Raw genomic sequence first — 21,579 nt, 5'->3', positions numbered from 1 at the left:
GGGGCGGTTCAGGCGGTGCGGACGTGGGCGGCGGCCAGCTCGGCCTCGCGGACGACGCGGGCGGTGTCCACGTGCAGCAGCGCGCCGCCGGCCTTGCGCAGATGGCCGTCGACGAAGACCTCGCTGACGTTCGGCGGCTGGCCGTTGAGGACGATCTGGCTGGTCCAGTCGAAGCGCGGGGCGAAGTTGAGGGTGCCGGGGTCGAGGACGACGACGTCGGCGCGCTTGCCCGGTGTCAGCGACCCGACCCGGTCCGCCATCCCGATGGCCTCCGCGCCGCCCAGGGTCGCCATCCGCAGCACCGCCGGGATGGTGGGGTGGATCGCGGCGTCCTCGTGGCGGGCCCGCTGGAGGCCGACCGCCGCCTTCATCACGTTGAACATGTCCGAGGTGTCGTTGGTCCCGCCGTCGTGGCCGAGCCCGGCCTTGACGCCGTGCCGGTGGAACGCCGGCAGCGGGCAGATGCCGGACGCCAGCCGCATGTTGCTCAGCGGGCAGTGCGCGATCCGCACGTCGTGCTCGCCGGTCAGCGCGATCTCCTCGTCGGTGAGGTGGATCGCGTGGTTCATCAGCAGCCGCGGGCCGAACGCGCCGACCTCGCGCAGCGAGCGGATCGGGTCGTCCTTGCGGTCGCCGCGGTTCTCCAGGACGTGGGAGTTGAGCATCACGCCGAGGTCCCGGGCGAGCGCGTGCAGCGTGCGCAGGTTCGCCAGCTGTGACATCCCGGCGTGGGCCGACACCTGGACGGAGGCCAGCGGGAGCGGGTCCAGGAGGTCCTTTTTGATCTTGGGGATGAGGTGGGCGTCGGCGGCGCTCTGGGCCGAGGCGTAGACGAAGCGCAGCCCGGCGTCGTCCAGTGCCCTGATGTAGCGCTCGCTGGTGTCGTAGGGGATGGGGTGCACCCAGTCGACGACGGTGGTGACGCCCGCCTGGAGGGCGTCGAGCGCGGCCAGGTGGACGAAGCGGTACATGTCCTGGGGATCGATCTTGGGGAGGGTGGCGCGGTTGCAGTCCTTCATCCAGCCGTAGAGGCCCTCGTCCGCGCAGCCGCCGCGGATGCTGGACTGCCACAGGTGGTTGTGCAGATCGACGAAGCCCGGCAGGACGATCCTGCCGCGGGCGTCCAGCACACGGGCGCCGTCGGGGGCGGCCAGGCCGTGGCCGACCGCGGCGACGGTGCCGTCCCGCAGCAGCACGTCCACGCCGTTCTCCAGCTGGCCCAGGGGGCCGCTGCCCAGGCGGGGGTCCATGGTGAGGACCAGGTCCGCGCCGCGCAGCAGGGTCGTGCGGCGGTGGCCGGGGTCCTCCGCCGGGCGGCCGGGGCGGTCCTGGGCGAGCTCGGGGAAGCCGGCGGCGGCGGCCAGGGGAACGGTGCTCAGGCCGGCCAGGACGCGCCGCCGGCTCATACTTGGAAGATTCATTCCGTTCTTATACCGCGGCTGTTCGAATGCGCCGTAAGAGGGTTTCCAGTCATGCGACGTGGCGTCAGAACTACGGCAAGTAGGGCGACTTGGGCGCCGGCCGGGTCATTCGGCCCGTCGCCGGATCTTGTTCCCGAGCCACACCAGAGGGTCGTACTTGCGGTCCGCGGCGCGCTCCTTCATCGGGATCAGCGCATTGTCGGTGATCTTGATGTTCTCCGGGCAGACCTCCGTGCAGCACTTGGTGATGTTGCAGTAGCCGAGCCCGTGCTCGTCCTGCGCGGTGCGCTTGCGGTCCACCCCGCCGGCCGGCGCGGCGTCCAGCGGGTGCATGTCCAGCTCGGCGATCCGCATCAGGAACCGCGGGCCGGCGAAGGCGCCCTTGTTCTCCTCGTGGTCCCGGACGACGTGGCAGGTGTTCTGGCACAGGAAGCACTCGATGCACTTACGGAACTCCTGCGACCGGTTCACGTCCTCCTGCTTCATCCGGTACTCGCCCGGTCCCAGTTCCGCGGGCGGCACGAACGCCGGGATCTCCCGCGCCTTGGTGTAGTTGAAGGAGACGTCGGTGACCAGGTCGCGCAGCACCGGGAAGGTCCGCATCGGGGTGACGGTGATGGTCTCGGCGCGCCCGAAGACCGACATCCGGGTCATGCACATCAGCCGCGGCCGCCCGTTGATCTCCGCGCTGCACGAACCGCACTTGCCCGCCTTGCAGTTCCACCGGACCGCGAGGTCCGGCGCCTGGGTCGCCTGGAGGCGGTGGATGATGTCGAGCACCACCTCGCCCTCGTGCACCTCCACCTCGAAGTCCCGCAGCGCGCCGCCGTCCGCGTCGCCCCGCCACACCCGGAAGCGCGCCTGGTAGGCGCCGGACCGCTGCTCCGCCTGCCGCTCGCTCACCGGCTCAGCTCCTCGTCCGTCAGATACTTCACCAGCTCGTCCTTGTCGAAGAGTTCCAGGAGGTCGCGGCGGATCGGCGGGGTCTCCCGGCGGGAGAGCCGGATCTGACCCAGCACCGGATCCGCCTCGCCCGGATCCGTCCGGTAGTCGGCCAGTTCGCAGACCAGGTTGACGTTGCGCCAGTGCCGGTCCATCTGCGGATGGTCGTCGCGGGTGTGTCCGCCGCGGCTCTCCGTGCGCTCCAGGGCCGCCCGCGCCACGCACTCGCTGACCAGCAGCATGTTCCGCAGGTCCAGGGAGAGGTGCCAGCCCGGGTTGTACTGCCGGTGGCCCTCCACGCCCGCCCGGCGGGCCCGCGCCCGCAGCTTCGCCAGCCGGTCCAGCGCCTCGGCCATCTCGCCCTCCCGGCGGATGATGCCGACCAGGTCGTTCATCGACTGCTGGAGCTCCTGGTGCAGGGTGTACGGGTTCTCCGCCGGGCCGCGGCCGTCCTCGGCGCTGAACGGGCGCAGCGCCTCCGCCTCGGCGGCGTCGGTCTCACGCGGTTCGGGGGCCGGCCGGGCGCGCAGTCCGCTGACGTACTCGGCCGCGTACAGCCCCGCACGGCGGCCGAAGACCAGCAGGTCGGAGAGGGAGTTGCCGCCCAGCCGGTTGGAGCCGTGCATCCCGCCGGCCACCTCGCCGGCGGCGAACAGCCCCGGCACCCCGGTCGCCGCCGCGGTGTCCGGGTCCACCTCCACGCCGCCCATCACGTAGTGGCAGGTCGGGCCGACCTCCATCGGTTCGGCGGTGATGTCCACGTCCGCCAGCTCCTTGAACTGGTGGTGCATGGACGGCAGCCGGCGCTTGATCACCTCGGCCGGCATCCGGGTCGACACGTCCAGGAACACCCCGCCGTGCGGGGAGCCGCGGCCGGCCTTGACCTCGGCGTTGATGGCCCGTGCGACCTCGTCGCGGGGCAGCAGTTCGGGCGGCCGGCGGTTGTGCTCGGGGTCCTCGTACCAGCGGTCGCCCTCGGCCTCGGTCTGGGCGTACTTCTCCTTGAAGACGTCCGGGATGTAGTCGAACATGAACCGCTTGCCGTCGGTGTTGCGCAGCACTCCGCCGTCGCCGCGCACCGACTCGGTGACGAGGATGCCCTTGACCGACGGCGGCCAGACCATCCCGGTCGGGTGGAACTGGACGAACTCCATGTTGATCAGCGGCGCGCCGGCCAGCAGCGCCAGCGCATGGCCGTCGCCGGTGTACTCCCAGGAGTTCGAGGTCACCTTGAAGGACTTGCCGATGCCGCCGGTGGCCAGCACCACGGCCGGCGCCTCCAGCACGAAGAAACGGCCGGACTCCCGGTCGTAGCAGAAGACGCCGCAGACCTTTCCGTCGGCCTTCAGGACGCGGGTGACGGTGCACTCCTGGAAGACCTTCAGCCCCTCCTCGTACGAGCCGGAGACCCGCTCGTCCTCCTGCTGGAGCGAGACGATCTTCTGCTGGAGGGTGCGGATCAGCTCCAGGCCGGTCCGGTCGCCGACGTGCGCCAGCCGCGGGTACTCGTGGCCGCCGAAGTTGCGCTGGGAGATCCGGCCGTCCGGGGTGCGGTCGAAGAGCGCGCCCCAGGTCTCCAACTCCCATACCCGGTCCGGGGCCTCGCGGGCGTGCAGCTCGGCCATCCGCCAGTGGTTGAGGAACTTCCCGCCGCGCATGGTGTCCCGGAAGTGGACCTGCCAGTTGTCGTGCTCGTTGGCATTGCCCATGCTGGCCGCGATGCCGCCCTCGGCCATCACCGTATGGGCCTTGCCGAACAGGGACTTGCAGATCACCGCCGTCCGCATGCCCGCCTCACGGGCCTCGATGGCGGCACGCAGCCCGGCGCCGCCCGCCCCCACCACGACCACGTCCCAGGTCTGCCGGTCCACATGCGCCATCAGCGGCACACCTTCCCTCGGTTCTCGTCGGAGTCCGTGGATTCCCCCGGATTCCCTCGGTTGTCGTTCGTCAGAAGAAGCGCGGATCCTCGAACGCGCCGCTGGCCAGCAGGAAGACGTAGAAGTCCGCCAGCGCCACGCTGATCAGCGAGGACCAGGCGAGCAGCATGTGGCGCGCGTTGAGCTTGCTGACCCAGCCCCACAGCCGGTAGCGCACCGGGTGCTTGGAGAAGTGCCGCAGCCGGCCGCCGACGATGTGCCGGCAGGAGTGGCAGGAGAGGGTGTAGGCCCAGATCAGCCCGATGTTGGCGAGGAAGATCAGCGAGCCCAGGCCCATATGGCCCCAGCGGTAGTGGTCGTCGCGGAAGGTCAGCACGGTGTCGTAGGTGAGGATGCCGGCGACCAGCACCGCGAAGTAGAAGAAGTAGCGGTGGACGTTCTGCAGGATCAGCGGGAAGCGGGTCTCGCCGGTGTACTTCCGGTGCGGCTCGGCGACCGCACAGGCCGGCGGGGAGGCCCAGAAGCCGCGGTAGTACGCCTTGCGGTAGTAGTAGCAGGTCAGCCGGAAGCCCAGCGGGAAGATCAGGATCAGCAGGGCGGGCGAAAGGCCCCACCAGCTGCCGAAGAGCGCCCAGTTGGGGCCGCCGCGCATGGTGTGGCAGTTGTCCGCCAGGCACGGTGAGTAGAACGGCGAGACATAGGGCGCGTGGTAGTAGTCGGCGTTCGCGAACGCACGCCAGGTCGAGTAGACGACGAACGCGAGCAGCCCGGCGGCCGTGCCGGCCGGCGCCAGCCACCAGCGGTCTGTGCGCAGGTGGCGGGCGGGGATGGCGGCGCGCGAGGCATCGTGCACGCCGGTCGGGCCCGATTGCGATGCGGGTTCGATGCCAGTGGCCAACGTCGGTCTCCGTCCTCAGGGCGCGTGCCGGTCCTTGGCGCCCAGGCCCTCGTCCTCGGCGTCCGTCCACAGCGCGGCGTTGTAGGGGGTGTCCGGGATCGGCACCATCTCGTCCTCGGCCTTGTCCGGCCGGCCCGGTGGGGCACCGGCCAGGCCCTGCTTGAGCAGCGCCAGACTCTCCCGCAGATGGTCCGTGTCGCTGCGGACCCGGCGGACGTCCAGCCCGCCACCGATCCGCGTCTGAAGTTTTCCGACCGCCTGGACCAGGGCGTCCAGGCTGCGTTCAACCGCCGTCAAGTCGTCCTGTACGGACATCACATGCCCTCACTTCATGAGTGTGGTGGGCGATCTCATGCGCCCGAGAGTGTCGCGCGTCACAGTAGGGCTTGGGAAGGGGGCAGGCGCGAGTACGACTCGAACCGGTGCGTTGCGGGACGGCCGTACCTGCGCTACGCCGAACTCCGGTGCGAATCGAGCCGGTACGGCGGTCCGCGGAGTTCCCTGCGTGCTCCCCGCATCCGTCAGCCGGACGAGTCGCAATTGGGCCGGGCGGGTGGCCTTGCCCGGACCCCCGACGTGTCGAACGACCCGGGCCTGGGCGGTCACCTTCAGTAGGGAGCCCATAGATGTGATGAGCCGCAAAGTCGGCCGAACGTGTTGCTGCGGCTCGGCGCGGCGCGCGCGAGCCCGGAGGGAACAGTCATGACCGACCACGTCAGCCCAGGCGGCGCGGTGTGCCGGAGACGCCGCTGTGTCGCGCTCGTCGCGGTGGGGGTGCTGCTCCCGCTGCCGGCACTGGCCGGATGCAGCCAGGGCGACACCGCGCCCTCCGTCGCCCAGTCCCAGGACATCGCGCCGGCCCCGCGCGGATCGGTCAAGGACGGCGGTACGGTCCGCTGGGCGATCGACTCGCTGCCCGGCACCTTCAACGCCTTCCAGAGCGACGCCGACGCGGCCACCGCCCGGGTCACCGGCGCCGTCCTGCCCAGCCTGTTCACCCTCGACGCCAACGGCCGGCCGCAGCGCAACGCCGACTACCTCGCCGCCGCCGACGTCAGCGCCCGCGAGCCGCGGCAGGTGGTCACCTACAAGCTCAACGCCAAGGCCCGCTGGAGCGACGGGCGGTCGATCACCGCCGCGGACTTCGTCGCCCAGTGGAACGCGCTGCGCGGCAAGGACAACGCCTACTGGACCGCCCGCAACGCCGGTTACGACCGGATCTCCAAGGTCGCGGCGGGCGCCACACCGCGCGAGGTCAAGGTCACCTTCGCCCGCCCGTACGCCGACTGGCAGTCGCTGTTCACCCCGCTCTACCCGAAGAGCGTGATGGGCGACGCCAACGCCTTCAACGACGCGGTACGGGAGAAACTCCCGGTCGGCGCCGGCCCGTTCCTCGTCCAGAAGCGGGACGCCGACCACCGCACCGTCACCCTCGTCCGCAACCCCCAGTGGTGGGGCGAGCGGGCCAAGCTCGACCGGCTGGTGCTCACGGCGCTGCCCCGGAGCAAGCGGGCCAAGGCGCTGGCCGCCGGGGCGGTCGACGTCGCCGCGGTCGACCAGGTCGCCGCCAAGCGGGTCGCCCAGGCCGCCGGGCCCCCCGCGGCCAAGGGCGCGGACGCCAAGGCCGAGGGCCGGGACGCCGCCGCCCGGAACGCCGCGCTGCGCGGCTACACCATCCGCAAGGCCCTGGAGCCGGCCTACACCCAGCTCGCCCTCAACGGCAGCGCCGGGCCGCTCGCCGACCAGCGGGTGCGCCGCGCGGTGGCCCGCGCGATCGACCGGCAGGCGCTCGCCGACACCGTCCTCAAGCCGCTGGACCTGCCCGCCAAGCCGCTCGGCAACCACCTGCTGATGGCCGGCCAGCACGGCTACGAGGACCACAGCGACGCCCTGGGCGACACCGACTCGGGTGAGGCGAAGAAACTGCTCGCGGAGGCCGGCTGGAAGCCGTCCGGCGGGTCCGCCGGGCAGCCGGCGGGGGAGGAGCAGGCCGGCGCCGGCCGGGCGGTCACGCCGGACCGGGCCGCCGACGGGTACTCCGAGGCCCCCCGGGCGGACGAGCCCGGCGACGGCACGGCCGTGGACCAGTCCGGTGACGCCGGGAGCGACGGCCGCAACCCGCACCGGCCCGGCGCGGTCGACGACCGGGACGGCGCCCGTCCGGCCGCCGCCGAGGCGCCGCTGTCCTTCGCCGGGGCGGTCGGCTCCGAGGTCCAGCAGGCCGCCCTGCTGCGGCAGAGCGCGGGGTTCTACAAGGCCGAGGCCGCCCAGCAGAAGGTGGCGTCGGGCGGGGACACCGCTTCCCCGGCGTACCGCAGGTACCGGCGGTACAAGAAGCGGGCCGCGCAGGTGCTGGGCGCCGCCGAGCGGATCGAGACCGGGCAGGCCCCGCATCTGCCGGGCGCCGCCGCCGGCCACGCCGCCGCCCTGTGGTCCGGCACCGGTCTGCTGCACGCCCGGCCGGCCGACGCCGGGCGCTCCCCGCAGGCGGCGGCCGGCCGGGCCCCCGGCGCGGCGCCGGTGCTGCGGAAGGACGGCCGGCCGCTGGCGCTGCGCTTCGTCCTCCCCGAGGGGCCCGGCTCCGAGCAGCTGCGCACCGTCGGCCGGCGGATCTCGGGGATGCTGAACCGGATCGGGGTGCGGACCACGATCCAGCAGGTGCCGGATTCCAGCTACTTCCAGGACCACATCGCCTCCGGCGACTTCGATCTGGCGCTGTACTCCTGGCCCGGCACCGCCTACCCGGCGACCGACGCCCGGCCGATCTTCGCCAAGCCGCAGCCGGCGCCGGACGGCTCGCTGACCGTCGAGCAGAACTACACCCGGGTCGGCACCGACCACATCGACCAGCTCTTCGAGCAGGCCGCCTCGGAGCTGGACACGGACGCCGAGCACACCCTGGTCGAGCAGGCCGACGCCCGGATCTGGGCCGCCGCCGGCTCGATCCCGCTCTACCAGCGGCCGGAACTGGTGGCCACTAGGAAGTCACTCGCCAACATCGGCGCGTTCGGCTTCGCCACACCCCGCTTCCAAGACATCGGTTACACGAAGTAGGGGTTGCGCCAGAGCTAAAGTTCGATAAGGAACCGCAGGTCAGAGGTAGTGCGTACGGGCTGGGGCGGCCAATGCCGCCGCAGCCCCGTACCATGGGGTGAGGCCGTGGCGTGTCAAGCCCGGCAGGGCCGCGTAACACAGACGTACGCGCAGCCGTCCACTCACTTCGGGAGTACGCCGCAATATGGCCACGCGCCACGACATCCGTAACGTCGCCATCGTCGCCCACGTCGACCACGGCAAGACGACCATCGTCGACGCCATGCTCAAGCAGGCCGGCGCCTTCGCCGCGCACCAGCTGGAGTCCGTCGACGACCGCGTCATGGACTCGAACGACCTGGAGCGTGAAAAGGGCATCACGATCCTCGCCAAGAACACCGCGGTGAAGTATCACCCGAAGGACGGCGGGGAGCCCATCACGATCAACATCATCGACACCCCCGGTCACGCCGACTTCGGTGGCGAGGTCGAGCGTGGTCTGTCGATGGTCGACGCGGTGGTCCTGCTGGTGGACGCCTCCGAGGGCCCGCTCCCGCAGACCCGCTTCGTGCTGCGCAAGGCGCTGCAGGCCCGGATGCCCGTCATCCTGTGCATCAACAAGACGGACCGTCCGGACTCCCGCATCGACGAGGTCGTCAACGAGACGTACGACCTGTTCCTGGACCTGGACGCGGACGAGGAGCAGATCGAGTTCCCGATCGTCTACGCGTGCGGCCGTGACGGCATCGCGTCGCTGACGAAGCCGGAGGACGGCACGGTCCCGGCCGACTCCACCAACCTGGAGCCGTTCTTCTCCACGATCCTGGAGCACGTCCCGGCCCCGACCTACGACGAGACGGCCCCGCTCCAGGCGCACGTCACGAACCTGGACGCCGACAACTTCCTCGGCCGTATCGCGCTCCTGCGCGTCGAGCAGGGCGAGCTGCGCAAGGGCCAGACCGTGGCCTGGATCAAGCGCGACGGCACGGTCTCGAACGTCCGCATCTCCGAGCTGATGATGACCGAGGCGCTCACCCGCAAGCCCGCCGAGGTCGCGGGCCCCGGTGACATCTGCGCGGTCGCCGGTATCCCCGACATCATGATCGGCGAGACGCTGGCCGACCCGGAGAACCCGATCGCGCTGCCGCTGATCACGGTCGACGAGCCGGCCATCTCCATGGTCATCGGCACGAACACCTCGCCGCTGGTCGGCCGCGGCGGCACCGGCAAGGGCGCCGCCGCCAAGACGGCGGTCAAGGACCGCAAGGTCACCGCCCGCCAGGTGAAGGACCGCCTGGACCGCGAGCTGATCGGTAACGTCTCGCTGCGCGTCCTGGACACCGAGCGCCCCGACGCCTGGGAGGTGCAGGGCCGCGGTGAGCTGGCGCTGGCCATCCTCGTCGAGCAGATGCGCCGTGAGGGCTTCGAGCTGACCATCGGCAAGCCGCAGGTGGTCACCAAGGAGATCGACGGCAAGGTCCACGAGCCGGTCGAGCGCATGACGATCGACGTGCCCGAGGAGCACATGGGCGCCGTCACGCAGCTCATGGGTGTCCGCAAGGGCCGCATGGACAACATGTCGAACCACGGCTCCGGCTGGGTCCGCATGGAGTTCGTGGTCCCGTCGCGCGGCCTCATCGGCTTCCGTACGGAGTTCCTGACGCAGACCCGCGGCACGGGCATCGGCCACTCCATCCACGAGGGCCACGAGCCGTGGTTCGGCACGCTGACGACCCGTAACAACGGCTCGCTGGTCGCCGACCGTGCCGGTGCCGTCACCGCCTTCGCGATGACGAACCTGCAGGAGCGCGGCGTGCTGTTCACCGACCCCGGCACCGAGGTGTACGAGGGCATGATCGTCGGCGAGAACTCGCGCGCCGACGACATGGACGTGAACATCACCAAGGAGAAGAAGCTCACGAACATGCGCTCCTCCTCGGCCGACTCCTTCGAGGCGATCGTCCCGCCGCGCAAGCTGTCGCTGGAGCAGTCCCTGGAGTTCTGCCGCGACGACGAGTGCGTCGAGGTGACCCCGGAGGCCGTCCGCATCCGCAAGGTCGTCCTGGACCAGAAGGAGCGCGGCCGCACCGCCTCGCGCGCCAAGCACGGCTGACGCGACCCGCGCCACGGCTCTTCCCGGCGCCCCGTCGGACCATGGTCCGACGGGGCGCCGCCGTATGCCGGTACGGCCCCGGTGGCACGGGGCGGTGACCGGGGGTCGGTCATCCGAGGGGTTTCCCGGGGGTTCGGAGCAGTGGCGGCCGGTGCCGAGGTGCGCTATGCCCCGGTTTGGGCTCTGATGTGGGCTACGTGTGGTCCCCGTGACTACGTGTGACCCGGAGTCCGGACCGTAAGGAGGCGCCATGCGCGGAGCCGTGCGCGCGAAGTGGGCCGTCTGCGCGGGGGTGCTGGCCCTCGTGGCCACCGCCTGCGGGGGCGGGACCGCCGGGCCGGGCGGCTCCGCCGTGGTCAGCGCCTCCTGGGGGGACCCGCAGAATCCGCTGGAGCCGGCCAACACCAACGAGGTGCAGGGCGGCAAGGTCCTGGAAATGCTGTTCCGCGGCCTCAAGCGCTACAACCCCGGGACCGGTGCCGCGGAGAACGTCCTCGCCGAGAAGATCGAGACCACCGACGCCCAGCACTACACCGTGACGCTCAAGCGCGGCTGGACCTTCAGCAACGGCGAGAAGGTCACCGCCAAGTCCTTCGTGGACGCCTGGAATTACGGCGCGTTGCTGGACAACAAGCAGAAGAACGCGCCCTTCTTCCAGTACATCGACGGCTTCGACAAGGTGCACCCGGACAGTGGTTCGGCCACCGCGAAGACCCTCTCCGGACTCCGGGTGAAGGACGACCACACCTTCACCGTCGCCCTGAACCAGAAGTTCTCCAGCTGGCCGGACACCCTGGGCTATTCGGCTTTCATGCCGCTGCCCCAGACGTTCTTCCGCGACCATGCCGGCTGGCTGGCGAAACCCATCGGCAACGGCCCGTACCTGGTGGATTCGTATGCCAAGGGCAGCGTGCTGAAAATGCGGAAGTGGACGAGGTACCCCGGCTCCGACCCGGCGCAGAACGGCGGGATCGACCTCCGCGTCTACACCGACAACGAAACCGCCTACACCGACCTCCAGGCCGGGAACCTCGACCTGGTGGACGACATTCCGGCCTCCCAACTGAAGAACGTCCGGGCAGATCTGGGAGACCGGTATCTGAACACGCCGGCCGGGATCATCCAGACCCTCACCTTCCCCATGTACGACCCGCGGTGGAGCAAATCGGGTACGGCGCAGGTGCGACGCGGCCTGTCGATGGCGATCGACCGGGGGCAGATCACCAAGGAGATCTTCCAGCACACCCGCACCCCGGCCACCGACTGGACCTCACCGGTACTGGGCGTCAAGGGCGGCTACAAACCGGGGCTCTGCGGCGAACCCTGTGAATTCAACCCGGCGAAGGCCCGGCAACTCATCAAGGACGGCGGCGGAATTCCCGGCGGCCGGACCACGATCACGTACAACGCCGACACCGGCTCGCACAAGGACTGGGTCGACGCGATCTGCAACAGCATCAACAAGACGCTGGGGGACGACAAGGCGTGCGTGGGGAATCCCGTCGGCACCTTCGCGGACTTCCGTAACAAGATCAGTGCCAAACAGCTGACCGGGCCGTTCCGGGCCGGCTGGCAGATGGACTACCCGCTGATCCAGAACTTCCTCCAGCCGCTGTACTACACCGGCGCCTCCTCCAACGACGGAAAATTCAGCAACCCCGAATTCGACAAACTCGTCAACCAGGCGAACGCCGCCCCGGACACCCGGCAGGCGGTGGCGAAATTCCAGGACGCGGAGCGGGTCCTCGCTCGCGAGATGCCCGCCATCCCGCTGTGGTACCAGAACGGCAGCGCCGGCTATTCGGAACGGATCAGCAATGTCCGGCTCAATCCGTTCAGCGTGCCGGTCTACAACGAGATCACCGTCGGTTGACCACGGAGGCAGACGCGCTCATGGGACGTTATGTGATCCGGCGGCTGCTCCAGATGATCCCGGTGTTCATCGGCAGCACCTTTCTGATCTTCCTGATGGTCTACGCACTGGGCGACCCGGTCGCCGCGATGTTCGGCGACCGGGCGCCGGACCCCGCCACCGCGGCGCAGATCCGCCGCGACCTCTACCTCGACCAGCCGTTGTGGAAGCAGTACCCGCACTACATGGGCCAGATCTTCCAGGGGAACTTCGGCATCGCGTTCAACGGCCGACCGGTCACCGAGCTGATGTCCTCGGCCTTCTCCGTCACCCTCCGGCTCACCCTGGTCGCGATCGTCCTCGAAATGGTGGTGGGCATCGCGCTGGGGGTGTTCAGCGGGCTGCGGCGCGGCCGGGGCATCGACACCACCGTGCTGGTCCTCACCCTCGTCGTGGTCTCCGTACCGACCTTCGTCAGCGGCTATCTGCTCCAGTACGTCTTCGGCGTGAAGTGGGAATGGGCCGCGCCGACCGTCGCCCTGGACGCGCCGCTGGGCCAACTGCTGCTGCCCGGCCTGGTGTTGGCGCTGGTCTCGCTCGCCTACGTCACCCGGCTGACCCGGACCTCGATCGCGGAGAACGCCCGCGCCGACTACGTCCGCACCGCCATCGCCAAGGGCCTGCCCCGGCACCGGGTGATCACCCGTCACCTGCTGCGGAACTCCCTGATCCCGGTCGTCACCTTCATCGGCACCGACATCGGCGCGCTGATGGGCGGCGCCATCGTCACCGAGCGCATCTTCAACATCCACGGCGTCGGCTACCAGCTCTACCAGGGCATCCTCCGGCAGAACTCGCCCACCGTGGTGGGCTTCGTGACGATCCTGGTGCTGGTCTTCCTGATCGCCAACCTGCTGGTCGACCTGCTCTACGCCGTCCTCGACCCGAGGATCCGCTATGCCTGAGCCCCACGTGCCCAAGGAAGCCATCGGCCACGGCGACGGTGGCACCGCCGCGCTCGCCATCGGCGAGGCCGAATCGCTCGAACGCGCCCCCGCCGCCGGGCCCCTGCCCCCGGGCGGCGAACCCACCGGCAAACCCCGCAGCCTGTGGAGCGACGCCTGGCACGACCTGCGCCGCAACCCGGTCTTCGTGGTCTCCGCGCTGGTCATCGTCTTCCTGGTGGTCATCGCCCTCTGGCCGCAGCTGATCGCCACCGGCAACCCCTACCGCGCCGACCTCGCCAAGGCCCAGCAGGGCGCCGGCCCCGGCCACCCCTTCGGCTACGACACCCAGGGCCGGGACGTCTACACCCGGGTCGTCTACGGCGCCCGTGCCTCCATCACGGTCGGCACCTGCGCCACCGCCGGCGTCGCCCTCCTGGGTGGCCTGCTCGGCGGCCTGGCCGGCTTCTTCGGCGGCTGGTCGGACACCCTGCTCTCCCGGCTCGCCGACATCTTCTTCGGCATCCCGGTGCTGCTCGGCGGGCTGGTCTTCCTCTCCGTGGTCACCAGCACCACCGTCTGGCCGGTGATCGGCTTCATCGTGCTGCTCGGCTGGCCGCAGATCGCCCGGATCGCCCGCGGCTCGGTCGTCACCGCCAAGCAGAACGACTACGTCCAGGCCGCCCGGGCCCTGGGCGCGGGCAACGGGCGGCTGCTGCTGCGGCACATCGCCCCCAACGCCGTCGCCCCCGTCATCGTCGTCGCCACCATCGCGCTGGGCACCTACATCGCCCTGGAGGCCACCCTGTCCTACCTCGGCGCGGGTCTGAAACCGCCCACCGTCTCCTGGGGCATCGACATCTCCGCCGCCTCCACCCACATCCGCAACGCCCCCCACATGCTGCTCTGGCCCGCGGGCGCGCTGAGCATCACGGTGCTGGCGTTCATCATGCTCGGCGACGCGGTGCGCGACGCCCTCGACCCCAAGCTGCGCTGAGGAGGCGGTGGAGATGACCGACGGCGGCGCGCCCCCGGCGCAGCCCCTGCTCGACGTCCAGGACCTGGCGGTGGAGTTCCGCACCCGGGACGGGGTGGCCAAGGCCGTCAACGGCGTCAGCTACACCGTGGCCGCCGGCCAGACGCTGGCGGTGCTCGGCGAGTCCGGCTCCGGCAAGTCCGTCACCGCGCAGGCCGTGATGGGCATCCTCGACTCCCCACCGGGCTTCGTCACCGGCGGCCGGATCCTCTTCCAGGGACGCGATCTGCTCACCCTGGGCAAGGAGGAGCGTCGGAGGATCCGCGGCGCGAAGATGGCGATGATCTTCCAGGACGCGCTCTCCGCACTGAACCCGGTGCTCAGCGTCGGCACCCAACTCGGCGAGATGTTCCGGGTGCACACCGGGACGTCCCGCAAGGAAGCCCGCGCCAAGGCCGTCGAGCTGATGGAACGGGTCGGCATCCCGGCGGCCCGGGCGCGGGTGGGGGACTATCCGCACCAGTTCTCCGGCGGTATGCGCCAGCGCATCATGATCGCCATGGCGCTCGCCCTGGAACCCGACCTGATCATCGCCGACGAGCCGACCACCGCCCTGGACGTCACGGTCCAGGCCCAGGTCATGGACCTGCTCGCGGAGTTGCGCCGGGAATATCGGATGGGCCTGATCCTGATCACCCACGACCTGGGCGTGGTCGCCGACGTCGCCGACACCATCGCCGTGATGTACGCGGGCCGGGTCGTCGAGACCGCCCCGGTGCACCAGCTCTACAAGGCGCCCGCGCACCCGTACACCCGCGGACTGCTGGAGTCCGTCCCCCGCCTGGGGCACAAGGGCCGGGAACTGCACGCGATCAAGGGCCTGCCGCCGAACCTCACCGCCATCCCGCCGGGCTGCGCCTTCCACCCCCGCTGTCCGCTGGCCCGCGACGTCTGCCACACCGACCGCCCGCCGCTCTACGACGTCGGGCCGGGCCGGACCAGCGCCTGCCACTTCTGGAAAGAGACGATCGAGGGCCGGAAGGAGGCGTTCGATGGCGCCCGCTGAACCCCGTGAACCCCTCCTCGCGGTCCGCGACCTGGTCAAGCACTACCCGCTCACCCAGGGCGTGCTGATCAAGAAGCAGGTGGGCGCGGTCAAGGCCGTCGACGGGGTCTCCTTCGACCTCCGGCAGGGCGAGACCCTGGGCATCGTGGGGGAGTCCGGCTGCGGCAAGTCCACCGTCGCCCGGATGCTGGTCGGCCTGGAACGGCCGACGGGCGGTCACATCCGTTACCGCGGCGAGGACATCACCCGTCTCTCCGGGCGCGCCATGAAGGCCGTCCGGCGCAACATCCAGATGGTGTTCCAGGACCCCTACACCTCGCTCAACCCCCGGATGACGGTCGGCGACATCATCGGCGAGCCCTTCGAGATCCACCCCGAGGTGGCGCCCAAGGGCGACCGGCGGCGCAAGGTCCGCGAACTCCTCGAAGTCGTCGGCCTCAACCCCGAGTTCATCAACCGGTATCCGCACCAGTTCTCCGGGGGCCAGCGGCAGCGCATCGGCATCGCCCGCGGCCTGGCCCTCCGCCCGGAGATCATCGTCGCCGACGAGCCGGTCTCCGCCCTCGACGTCTCCGTCCAGGCCCAGGTCGTCAACCTCCTGGCCCGCCTCCAGGCCGACTTCGGGCTCTCCTACGTCTTCATCGCGCACGACCTGTCCGTCGTCCGCCACCTCTCCGACCGGGTCGCGGTGATGTACCTCGGCAGGATCGCCGAGATCGGCACCGGCGAACAGATCTACGACCACCCCACCCACCCGTACACCCAGGCGCTGCTCTCCGCCGTCCCGGTACCCGACCCCGGGGCCCGCGCCCGACGGACGGGGGCGTCTGCCGGCGAGGGCCGGGGGAGGATCCTGCTGAGCGGCGACGTCCCCTCCCCGGCCGACCCGCCGTCCGGCTGCCACTTCCGCACCCGCTGCTGGAAGGCGCAGGAGCTGTGCGCACGGGTCGAGCCGCCGCTGGCGGTCCCGGCGGCGTTCCAGGACGCCACCGGCCCGGCGCGGCACGCCTCGGCCTGCCACTTCGCGGAGGAACGCCAGGTGGTGCCGAGCGAGTAGACGGCACCCCGGTATGCCGCCCGGGCATCTGGAGCTCGCATGGCGACTTCTGCCGGTCCGCTGGCGCACATTGTTTCCAAGTTCGCGTCGATCGCGGCCCGTTGCCTATCGCTTCTCGATGGCCTCTACCACCATTCGTGCTCCTTCACCAGAGTGGATCGCGCCTCAGATCCGCAGATGTGCTGCAGGCGTACTGCCTCCTTGACTTCCTTGGCAACATGAGGATGCAAGGGGAAATTCAGGCAATTTCGGATATTCAGGCGTCATGGGTGCGGTATCTATGTAATGCGTGGACTCTGAAAGTTGCGTGATAGGCGCTCGTTAAGTTCACGGGTGCGAGAGGTCGATTTGGTGTTTAATGATCCCGTCGGCCGCTATGGGAAAGCGGTCGGCGTGACACTTCCCGCGAAGGTGACCGCTTCGAGGGGGTAGGGTGCAGGCGCCCGTCGTGGTAGTCGCGGACAAAGCCGCCCTGCCGGTGTCAAGCAGACAAGAAAAACGAGGGGAAAAGTATGAAGCGTAAATTTGGTGCGGTCGTCGCCGGGGTGGCTGCGGCAGGGGTTGCAATGCTCGGCACGACGCCGGCTTCTGCCACTCCTGTCCCGGGATTCAACGTTAAGAATATCGCGACCGGGAAGTGTCTCCGGTTCAACGGAATCGGCCACCCCGTGACTGCGGAGACGTGCAACGTTGAAGTTCAGCAGCAGCGATGGGCGATGCACCCCGACGGGATTATATCTGTAGCCGCTGGCACTCCGACGATGGGTCCCTGCCTGCTGGCCAAGAAGGGGGGCGGCGGGGATGTCTATGTGAATTCCTGCAACTTCAGCGGATGGTCTTCGGCTTTCGTCGTGAGCTCCTTCCATAACAAGGAGAAGGCTCTGTGGGCGAACCCGGGCGCCGGGTGCTACCTGAAGGTATCGGGGAGTAATGCGGTCTGCACTCCGGGCCAAGACGGACGGCAGTGGTGGATGGCCATCTACGGATAGTCGGAATCCATTCGTAGTCCAATGAGCCCGGGCCCACCTCCCCTATTGGGGGTGGGCTCCGGTGCTCTATGGCTGCAAGACCGTTTAGGCGGTGTCTTCTCCATCAGTAGAAACCGCCCGCCCTTGGTGCGATGCATGCACCCACGTCGCCCCGACTACGAGAGCGTGTCCACCGCAGCGTGCCGTGATAGGCGTCGAGATTGCCGTGCTATGGCTTGTGTGATATGAATCCGCCGTCGTCGAATAGTACGTTGATGCTTGGGGCACGCAGGGTCTTGACGCTGTGTGGCACCGCTGGGTGATCGGGTGGCCGGCGAGCTCGCTCAGGGCTTCGATCACGCCCACAGCGTCCTCGCACGCTCACCGATACGCCGTCGGGGTGAGAATCAAGCAGACGTCCCATCCGGCCTGTTGGGCGGCGCGTACAGGGGTCTCCGGCCGGCGGGAGGTGCGGCACGAGCGATCAGATGCAGAGTGCGAGTCATCGTCACCTGAGCACCACAACGGTTGGCCAGCGCTCAACGCTACAACGCGATTCCTTGTCCCGTTGCTGCGCCTGCTGCTCCCGCACGAGGCAGCCATGGGTCGGCCGGCGCGCTACCCGCCACGCGGTACGAGGGCGCGCCGCCGCGTGAGCTTTCCTGCATGCACGTTCGGCAGTTGGGGCTGCTGTGGGGTGAAGAGGTGGCTTTGATCCGCCCTTATGTCCCCACTCCTGAGGAACGGTGAGAGCGTCGCTTGCAGCGCGGTCGAAGGCGGGCGTTGTGGTTGGCCTTGCACAGCATCCACGCCGGGCCGCGCTGGATCCACGGTGTGAAGGCGGTGGGCTGTAGCTGCCGACCCGGTCACTCGACGGACCCCGTTCCTATGCTGGGAGCCCGAACCAGGACGAGGCAGGCGGCGGTGGCCAAGAAGTCCTGAGCAGGCATCGGATCCTACATCAAGCGGGACCTCCCGGCCGCGCCCCTGCTTTGGCCTGGTGCGGCCAGCGCCCCCAAGAGCGGACATGGCTCGTTGTCCGCGCGGAATGGATGTGCCTGGGCTGCGTGCGCGAAGCCAGCCGTCGTCCCACCCCGTCGTAGGCCACGGCCGCACCCCCTCCTGGCTAGCGCCGGGGCCCGCTCCCCCCGAAGGGAAGCGGGCCCCAGTGCTGCGTGGCGGCGGTATTCATACGGGTGCGGCGGGTTCAGCTCTCTGAACTGTCGGTGCGCGTCGCCCCGCTCTCGTCTCCGGCGGCCTCCTCGATCGCCGCCAGCGCCGGGTCCAGGATGATGTCCTCGCCGCGGGCCGCGGTCGTCGGCTCCTCGGGGAAGTGGCAGGCCGTCAGGTGGCCGGCGTCGTTCCCGGCGATCTGGAGGAGCGGCGGCTCCTCCGTCGCGCACTTCTCCTGCGCCTTCCAGCAGCGGGTGCGGAACCGGCAGCCGGACGGCGGGTTGACGGGGGAGGGGACGTCGCCGGCGAGCCGGATCCGCTCGCGCCCCTCCTCGCCCTCCTCCAGCAGCTTCGGCTCGGGCACGGCCGAGAGCAGGGCGTGGGTGTACGGGTGGCGCGGCCGGTTGTAGATCTCGTCGCGGGTACCCACCTCGACGATCTTGCCGAGGTACATCACCGCGACCCGCTCGCTGAAGTGCCGGACGACCGCCAGGTCGTGGGCGATGAAGACGAACGCGATGCCCAGTTCGCGCTGGAGGTCCTGGAGCAGGTTGACCACCTGCGCCTGGATGGAGACGTCCAGGGCGGAGACCGGCTCGTCCGCGACGATCAGCTTGGGCTCCAGGGCGAGCGCCCGGGCCACGCCGATGCGCTGCCGCTGACCGCCGGAGAACTCGTGCGGGAAGCGGTTGTAGTGCTCGGGGTTGAGACCCACGGTCTCCAGGAGTTCGCGGACCCGCTTCTCCCGGCCGCCGACCGGGTTGATCCCGTTGATCTCCATCGGCCCGCTGATGATCGTGCCGACCGTCTGCCGCGGGTTCAGCGAGGCGTACGGGTCCTGGAAGATCATCTGGATCTCGGAGCGGATCGGCGCCAGCTGCTTGCGGTTGGCGTGCGTGATGTCCTGACCCGCGTAGGTGATCTTGCCCGAGGTGGGCTCCATCAGCCGGGTGAGCAGCCGACCGGTGGTCGACTTGCCGCAGCCGGACTCACCGACCAGGCCGAAGCTCTCACCGGCGTGGACGGTCAGGTCCACCCCGTCGACCGCCTGGACGGCCCCGACCTTCCGCTTGATCGGGAAGCCGCCGTGGATCGGGAAGTGCTTGGTCAGTCCCTCGGCGGTGAGCAGGGGCTCGCCCTTCGCGGGCGCGGTCCCGCCGGGCGCGGGCAGGGTGTCGTTCTTGGCCATGGTGGTAGCTCCCTAGCCCAGCCGGGGCTTGATCTGCTCGGTGAAGAAGGTCTGCTTCTGCTCTGCGGTGAGGTGGCAGGCGGCGGCCCGGCCTGGCGCCAACTGCGGGCGCTCGCCGGTGCACAGGCCGCCGTCGACCTCCGCGGTGAACGCGCAACGCGGGTTGAAGGCGCAGCCCGACGGTGGGTTGAGCAGGCTCGGCGGCGAGCCCGGGATCGGGTGCAACTCCTCGTTGACGTCCGAGGAGAGCCGCGGCATGGAGCTGAGCAGGCCCCAGGTGTACGGGTGCCGGGGCTCGGTGAGGATCTCCCGGACCGAACCGCGCTCCACCGCCCGGCCGCCGTACATCACCAGCAGGTCGTCGGCGACGTCGGCGACCACGCCCAGGTCGTGGGTGATCAGGATGATCGCGGAGCCGAACTCCTGCTGGAGGTCCTTGAGGAGGTCCAGGATCTGCGCCTGGACGGTGACGTCCAGGGCGGTGGTCGGCTCGTCGGCGATCAGCAGCTGCGGGTTGCAGACCAGCGCCATGGCGATCATGGCGCGCTGCCGCATACCGCCGGAGAACTGGTGCGGGTAGTCGTCCACCCGCAGGTTGGGCTGCGGGATGCCGACCTTGGTGAGCATCTCGATCGCGCGCTGCCGACCCTCGCGCTTGCTCGCGCCGGTGTGCTTGATGAACGGCTCGGCGATCTGCCGGCCGACCGTGTAGAACGGCGACAGGGCGGTCAGCGCGTCCTGGAAGATCATCGACATCTTGTTGCCCCGGAGCTTCTCCAGGGTCTTCTCCTTGGCGCCGGTCAGCTCCTGGCCTTCCAGGTGGATCTCACCGGTGATCTCCGTGGCCTTGGGGTTGTGCAGCCCCAGCACGGCGAGGTTGGTGACGGACTTGCCGGAGCCCGACTCGCCGACGATGCCCAGGGTCTTGCCGCGCTCCAGGTCGAAGGAGAGGCCGTCGACCGCCTTGACGATGCCGTCCTCGGTGGAGAAGCGGACATGCAGGTCGCGGACGGAGAGGAAGGAGCCGGTGCCGGATCCGTTCGGGGCCGGCGTCTCCTCGGTCTTGGTGGGTGTGGTCACGTCAGGCTCTCCTAGGACAGGCGCACGCGCGGGTCGATGAACGCGTACGCCGCATCCACGATGATGTTGAACACCAGGATCAGGGCGGCGCTGAAGATCATCACGCCCATCACCATCGGCAGGTCGAGGGTGGTGACCGAGTCGACCGCCAGCCGGCCGAGTCCCGCCAGCTGGAAGGTGAACTCGGTGATCATCGCGCCACCGAACAGCGAGCCCAGGTCCACACCGAGGATGGTGACGATCGGGATCAGCGAACCGCGCCAGGCGTACCGCAGGAAGACGTAACGCGCCGGCATGCCCTTCGCCTTGGCGGTGCGGACGTGCTCCTCCTGGAGCTGCTCGATCATCGTCGAGCGCGCCATACGGGTGTACTGCGCGGTGAAGATCGTCGCCATCACCAGCCACGGGATGAGCAGACCCATGAACCAACCGACCGGATCGCTGGTGAGGTTCACGTACGCGGGCGCGGCCATGATGCCGCTGTAGACGAAGATGCCCAGCACGACGGGGCCGAGGATGTAGATCTGCACCGAGCTGAGGATCATCGACAGACTCGTGACCGTCTTGTCCAGCAGCGAGCCGCGCTTCCAGGCGGCCAACAGGCCGGCGCCCACGCCGATCAACAGGAAGGCCACGACACCGCCGAAGGCCAGCGACGCGGTGAGGGGCAGCCGGTCCATCATCGTGGCCCAGACGTCCTGCTTGGTGGCGAAGGAGTAGCCGAAGCAGGGGGCGCTGCAGTGGCCGAGGGTGAAGTCGCGGCCCGCGAAGATCCCGACGAGGAAGTGCCAGTACTGGACGGGCACGGGCTGGTCCAGGCCCAGGTTCTTGTGGATGAGCGCGACGTTGTCGGCGGTGCAGTTCTTGCCGCACGCCATGAGCGCGGGATCACCGACGGAGAAGAAGACGAAGAAGGTGAAGGCGCTCAGCAGGAGGAGGATGACGACCGCGCCGATCGTCCGGCGAAGTAGGAAGGGAAGCATGACA

General features: G+C 69.6%; 16 protein-coding genes. 8 read left to right on the top strand and 8 right to left on the bottom strand.

Annotation, left to right across the window (positions count from 1 at the left end; all coding sequences use genetic code 11):
* Nucleotides 1-8: 8 nt before the first annotated feature.
* From SNOUR_RS15220 to SNOUR_RS15200, 5 genes are all read right to left on the bottom strand, one after another.
* A complete protein-coding gene (locus tag SNOUR_RS15220) occupies nt 9-1,406 on the bottom strand; it encodes an amidohydrolase family protein (RefSeq protein ID WP_312632577.1) in 1,398 nt (465 codons plus the stop codon).
* A gap of 120 nt (nt 1,407-1,526) precedes the next feature.
* Nucleotides 1,527-2,324, bottom strand: coding sequence for a succinate dehydrogenase/fumarate reductase iron-sulfur subunit (locus tag SNOUR_RS15215; protein ID WP_067347257.1), 798 nt, complete (start codon nt 2,322-2,324; stop codon nt 1,527-1,529).
* Nucleotides 2,321-4,243 (bottom strand): fumarate reductase/succinate dehydrogenase flavoprotein subunit, encoded by a 1,923-nt coding sequence (locus SNOUR_RS15210; RefSeq protein WP_067358330.1) that lies wholly within the window; start codon nt 4,241-4,243, stop codon nt 2,321-2,323. The genes SNOUR_RS15215 and SNOUR_RS15210 overlap by 4 nt, the downstream gene beginning before the upstream one ends.
* Nucleotides 4,244-4,313: 70 nt before the next feature.
* The gene (gene sdhC / locus SNOUR_RS15205; RefSeq protein ID WP_067347255.1) at nt 4,314-5,141 is read right to left on the bottom strand and encodes a succinate dehydrogenase subunit SdhC; all 828 of its coding nucleotides are present in this window, start codon (nt 5,139-5,141) and stop codon (nt 4,314-4,316) included.
* 15 nt (nt 5,142-5,156) lie between these two features.
* Complete coding sequence (locus tag SNOUR_RS15200) at nt 5,157-5,456, bottom strand: Rv0250c family protein (protein WP_067347253.1); 300 nt, start codon at nt 5,454-5,456, stop codon at nt 5,157-5,159.
* A 387-nt stretch (nt 5,457-5,843) separates the two neighbouring features.
* Between SNOUR_RS15200 and SNOUR_RS15195 the strand changes: the two genes are divergently transcribed.
* From SNOUR_RS15195 to SNOUR_RS46180, 8 genes are all read left to right on the top strand, one after another.
* A complete protein-coding gene (locus SNOUR_RS15195; protein ID WP_067347252.1) occupies nt 5,844-8,195 on the top strand; it encodes an ABC transporter family substrate-binding protein in 2,352 nt (783 codons plus the stop codon).
* Nucleotides 8,196-8,379: 184 nt separating this feature from the next.
* Nucleotides 8,380-10,287 (top strand): translational GTPase TypA, encoded by a 1,908-nt coding sequence (typA, locus tag SNOUR_RS15190; protein ID WP_039633106.1) that lies wholly within the window; start codon nt 8,380-8,382, stop codon nt 10,285-10,287.
* A gap of 250 nt (nt 10,288-10,537) precedes the next feature.
* Nucleotides 10,538-12,160: a peptide ABC transporter substrate-binding protein gene (locus SNOUR_RS15185; RefSeq protein ID WP_067347249.1), complete on the top strand. Its 1,623-nt coding sequence runs from the start codon at nt 10,538-10,540 to the stop codon at nt 12,158-12,160.
* 20 nt (nt 12,161-12,180) lie between these two features.
* Nucleotides 12,181-13,104: an ABC transporter permease gene (locus SNOUR_RS15180; protein WP_067347247.1), complete on the top strand. Its 924-nt coding sequence runs from the start codon at nt 12,181-12,183 to the stop codon at nt 13,102-13,104.
* The gene (locus tag SNOUR_RS15175; RefSeq protein ID WP_067347245.1) at nt 13,097-14,080 is read left to right on the top strand and encodes an ABC transporter permease; all 984 of its coding nucleotides are present in this window, start codon (nt 13,097-13,099) and stop codon (nt 14,078-14,080) included. Before SNOUR_RS15180 ends, SNOUR_RS15175 begins: the two co-directional genes overlap by 8 nt.
* A gap of 13 nt (nt 14,081-14,093) precedes the next feature.
* Nucleotides 14,094-15,125 (top strand): ABC transporter ATP-binding protein, encoded by a 1,032-nt coding sequence (locus SNOUR_RS15170; RefSeq protein ID WP_067347243.1) that lies wholly within the window; start codon nt 14,094-14,096, stop codon nt 15,123-15,125.
* Nucleotides 15,112-16,182 carry an ABC transporter ATP-binding protein gene (locus tag SNOUR_RS15165; RefSeq protein ID WP_067347242.1) on the top strand — a complete coding sequence of 357 codons (1,071 nt, stop codon included), beginning with the start codon at nt 15,112-15,114 and terminating at the stop codon, nt 16,180-16,182. The genes SNOUR_RS15170 and SNOUR_RS15165 overlap by 14 nt, the downstream gene beginning before the upstream one ends.
* A 512-nt stretch (nt 16,183-16,694) precedes the next feature.
* Nucleotides 16,695-17,171 carry a ricin-type beta-trefoil lectin domain protein gene (locus SNOUR_RS46180; RefSeq protein ID WP_159425861.1) on the top strand — a complete coding sequence of 159 codons (477 nt, stop codon included), beginning with the start codon at nt 16,695-16,697 and terminating at the stop codon, nt 17,169-17,171.
* Between the two features lie 1,186 nt (nt 17,172-18,357).
* Here SNOUR_RS46180 and SNOUR_RS15160 read toward each other — a convergent pair.
* From SNOUR_RS15160 to SNOUR_RS15150, 3 genes are read right to left on the bottom strand one after another with little or no spacing between them, the layout of a single operon-like run.
* Nucleotides 18,358-19,512 carry an ABC transporter ATP-binding protein gene (locus SNOUR_RS15160; RefSeq protein ID WP_067347240.1) on the bottom strand — a complete coding sequence of 385 codons (1,155 nt, stop codon included), beginning with the start codon at nt 19,510-19,512 and terminating at the stop codon, nt 18,358-18,360.
* A gap of 12 nt (nt 19,513-19,524) precedes the next feature.
* Entirely contained in the window at nt 19,525-20,592 is a 1,068-nt protein-coding gene (locus tag SNOUR_RS15155) for an ABC transporter ATP-binding protein (protein ID WP_067347238.1), read from the bottom strand.
* 11 nt (nt 20,593-20,603) lie between these two features.
* Entirely contained in the window at nt 20,604-21,575 is a 972-nt protein-coding gene (locus tag SNOUR_RS15150) for an ABC transporter permease (RefSeq protein WP_067347237.1), read from the bottom strand.
* Nucleotides 21,576-21,579: the final 4 nt, after the last annotated feature.

Origin of the sequence: Streptomyces noursei ATCC 11455 (assembly GCF_001704275.1) — a bacterium.
GTDB lineage: Bacteria > Actinomycetota > Actinomycetes > Streptomycetales > Streptomycetaceae > Streptomyces > Streptomyces noursei.
Note: the sequence above shows the minus strand (reverse complement) of the source record. Positions and strands in the feature narration are given on the sequence as shown.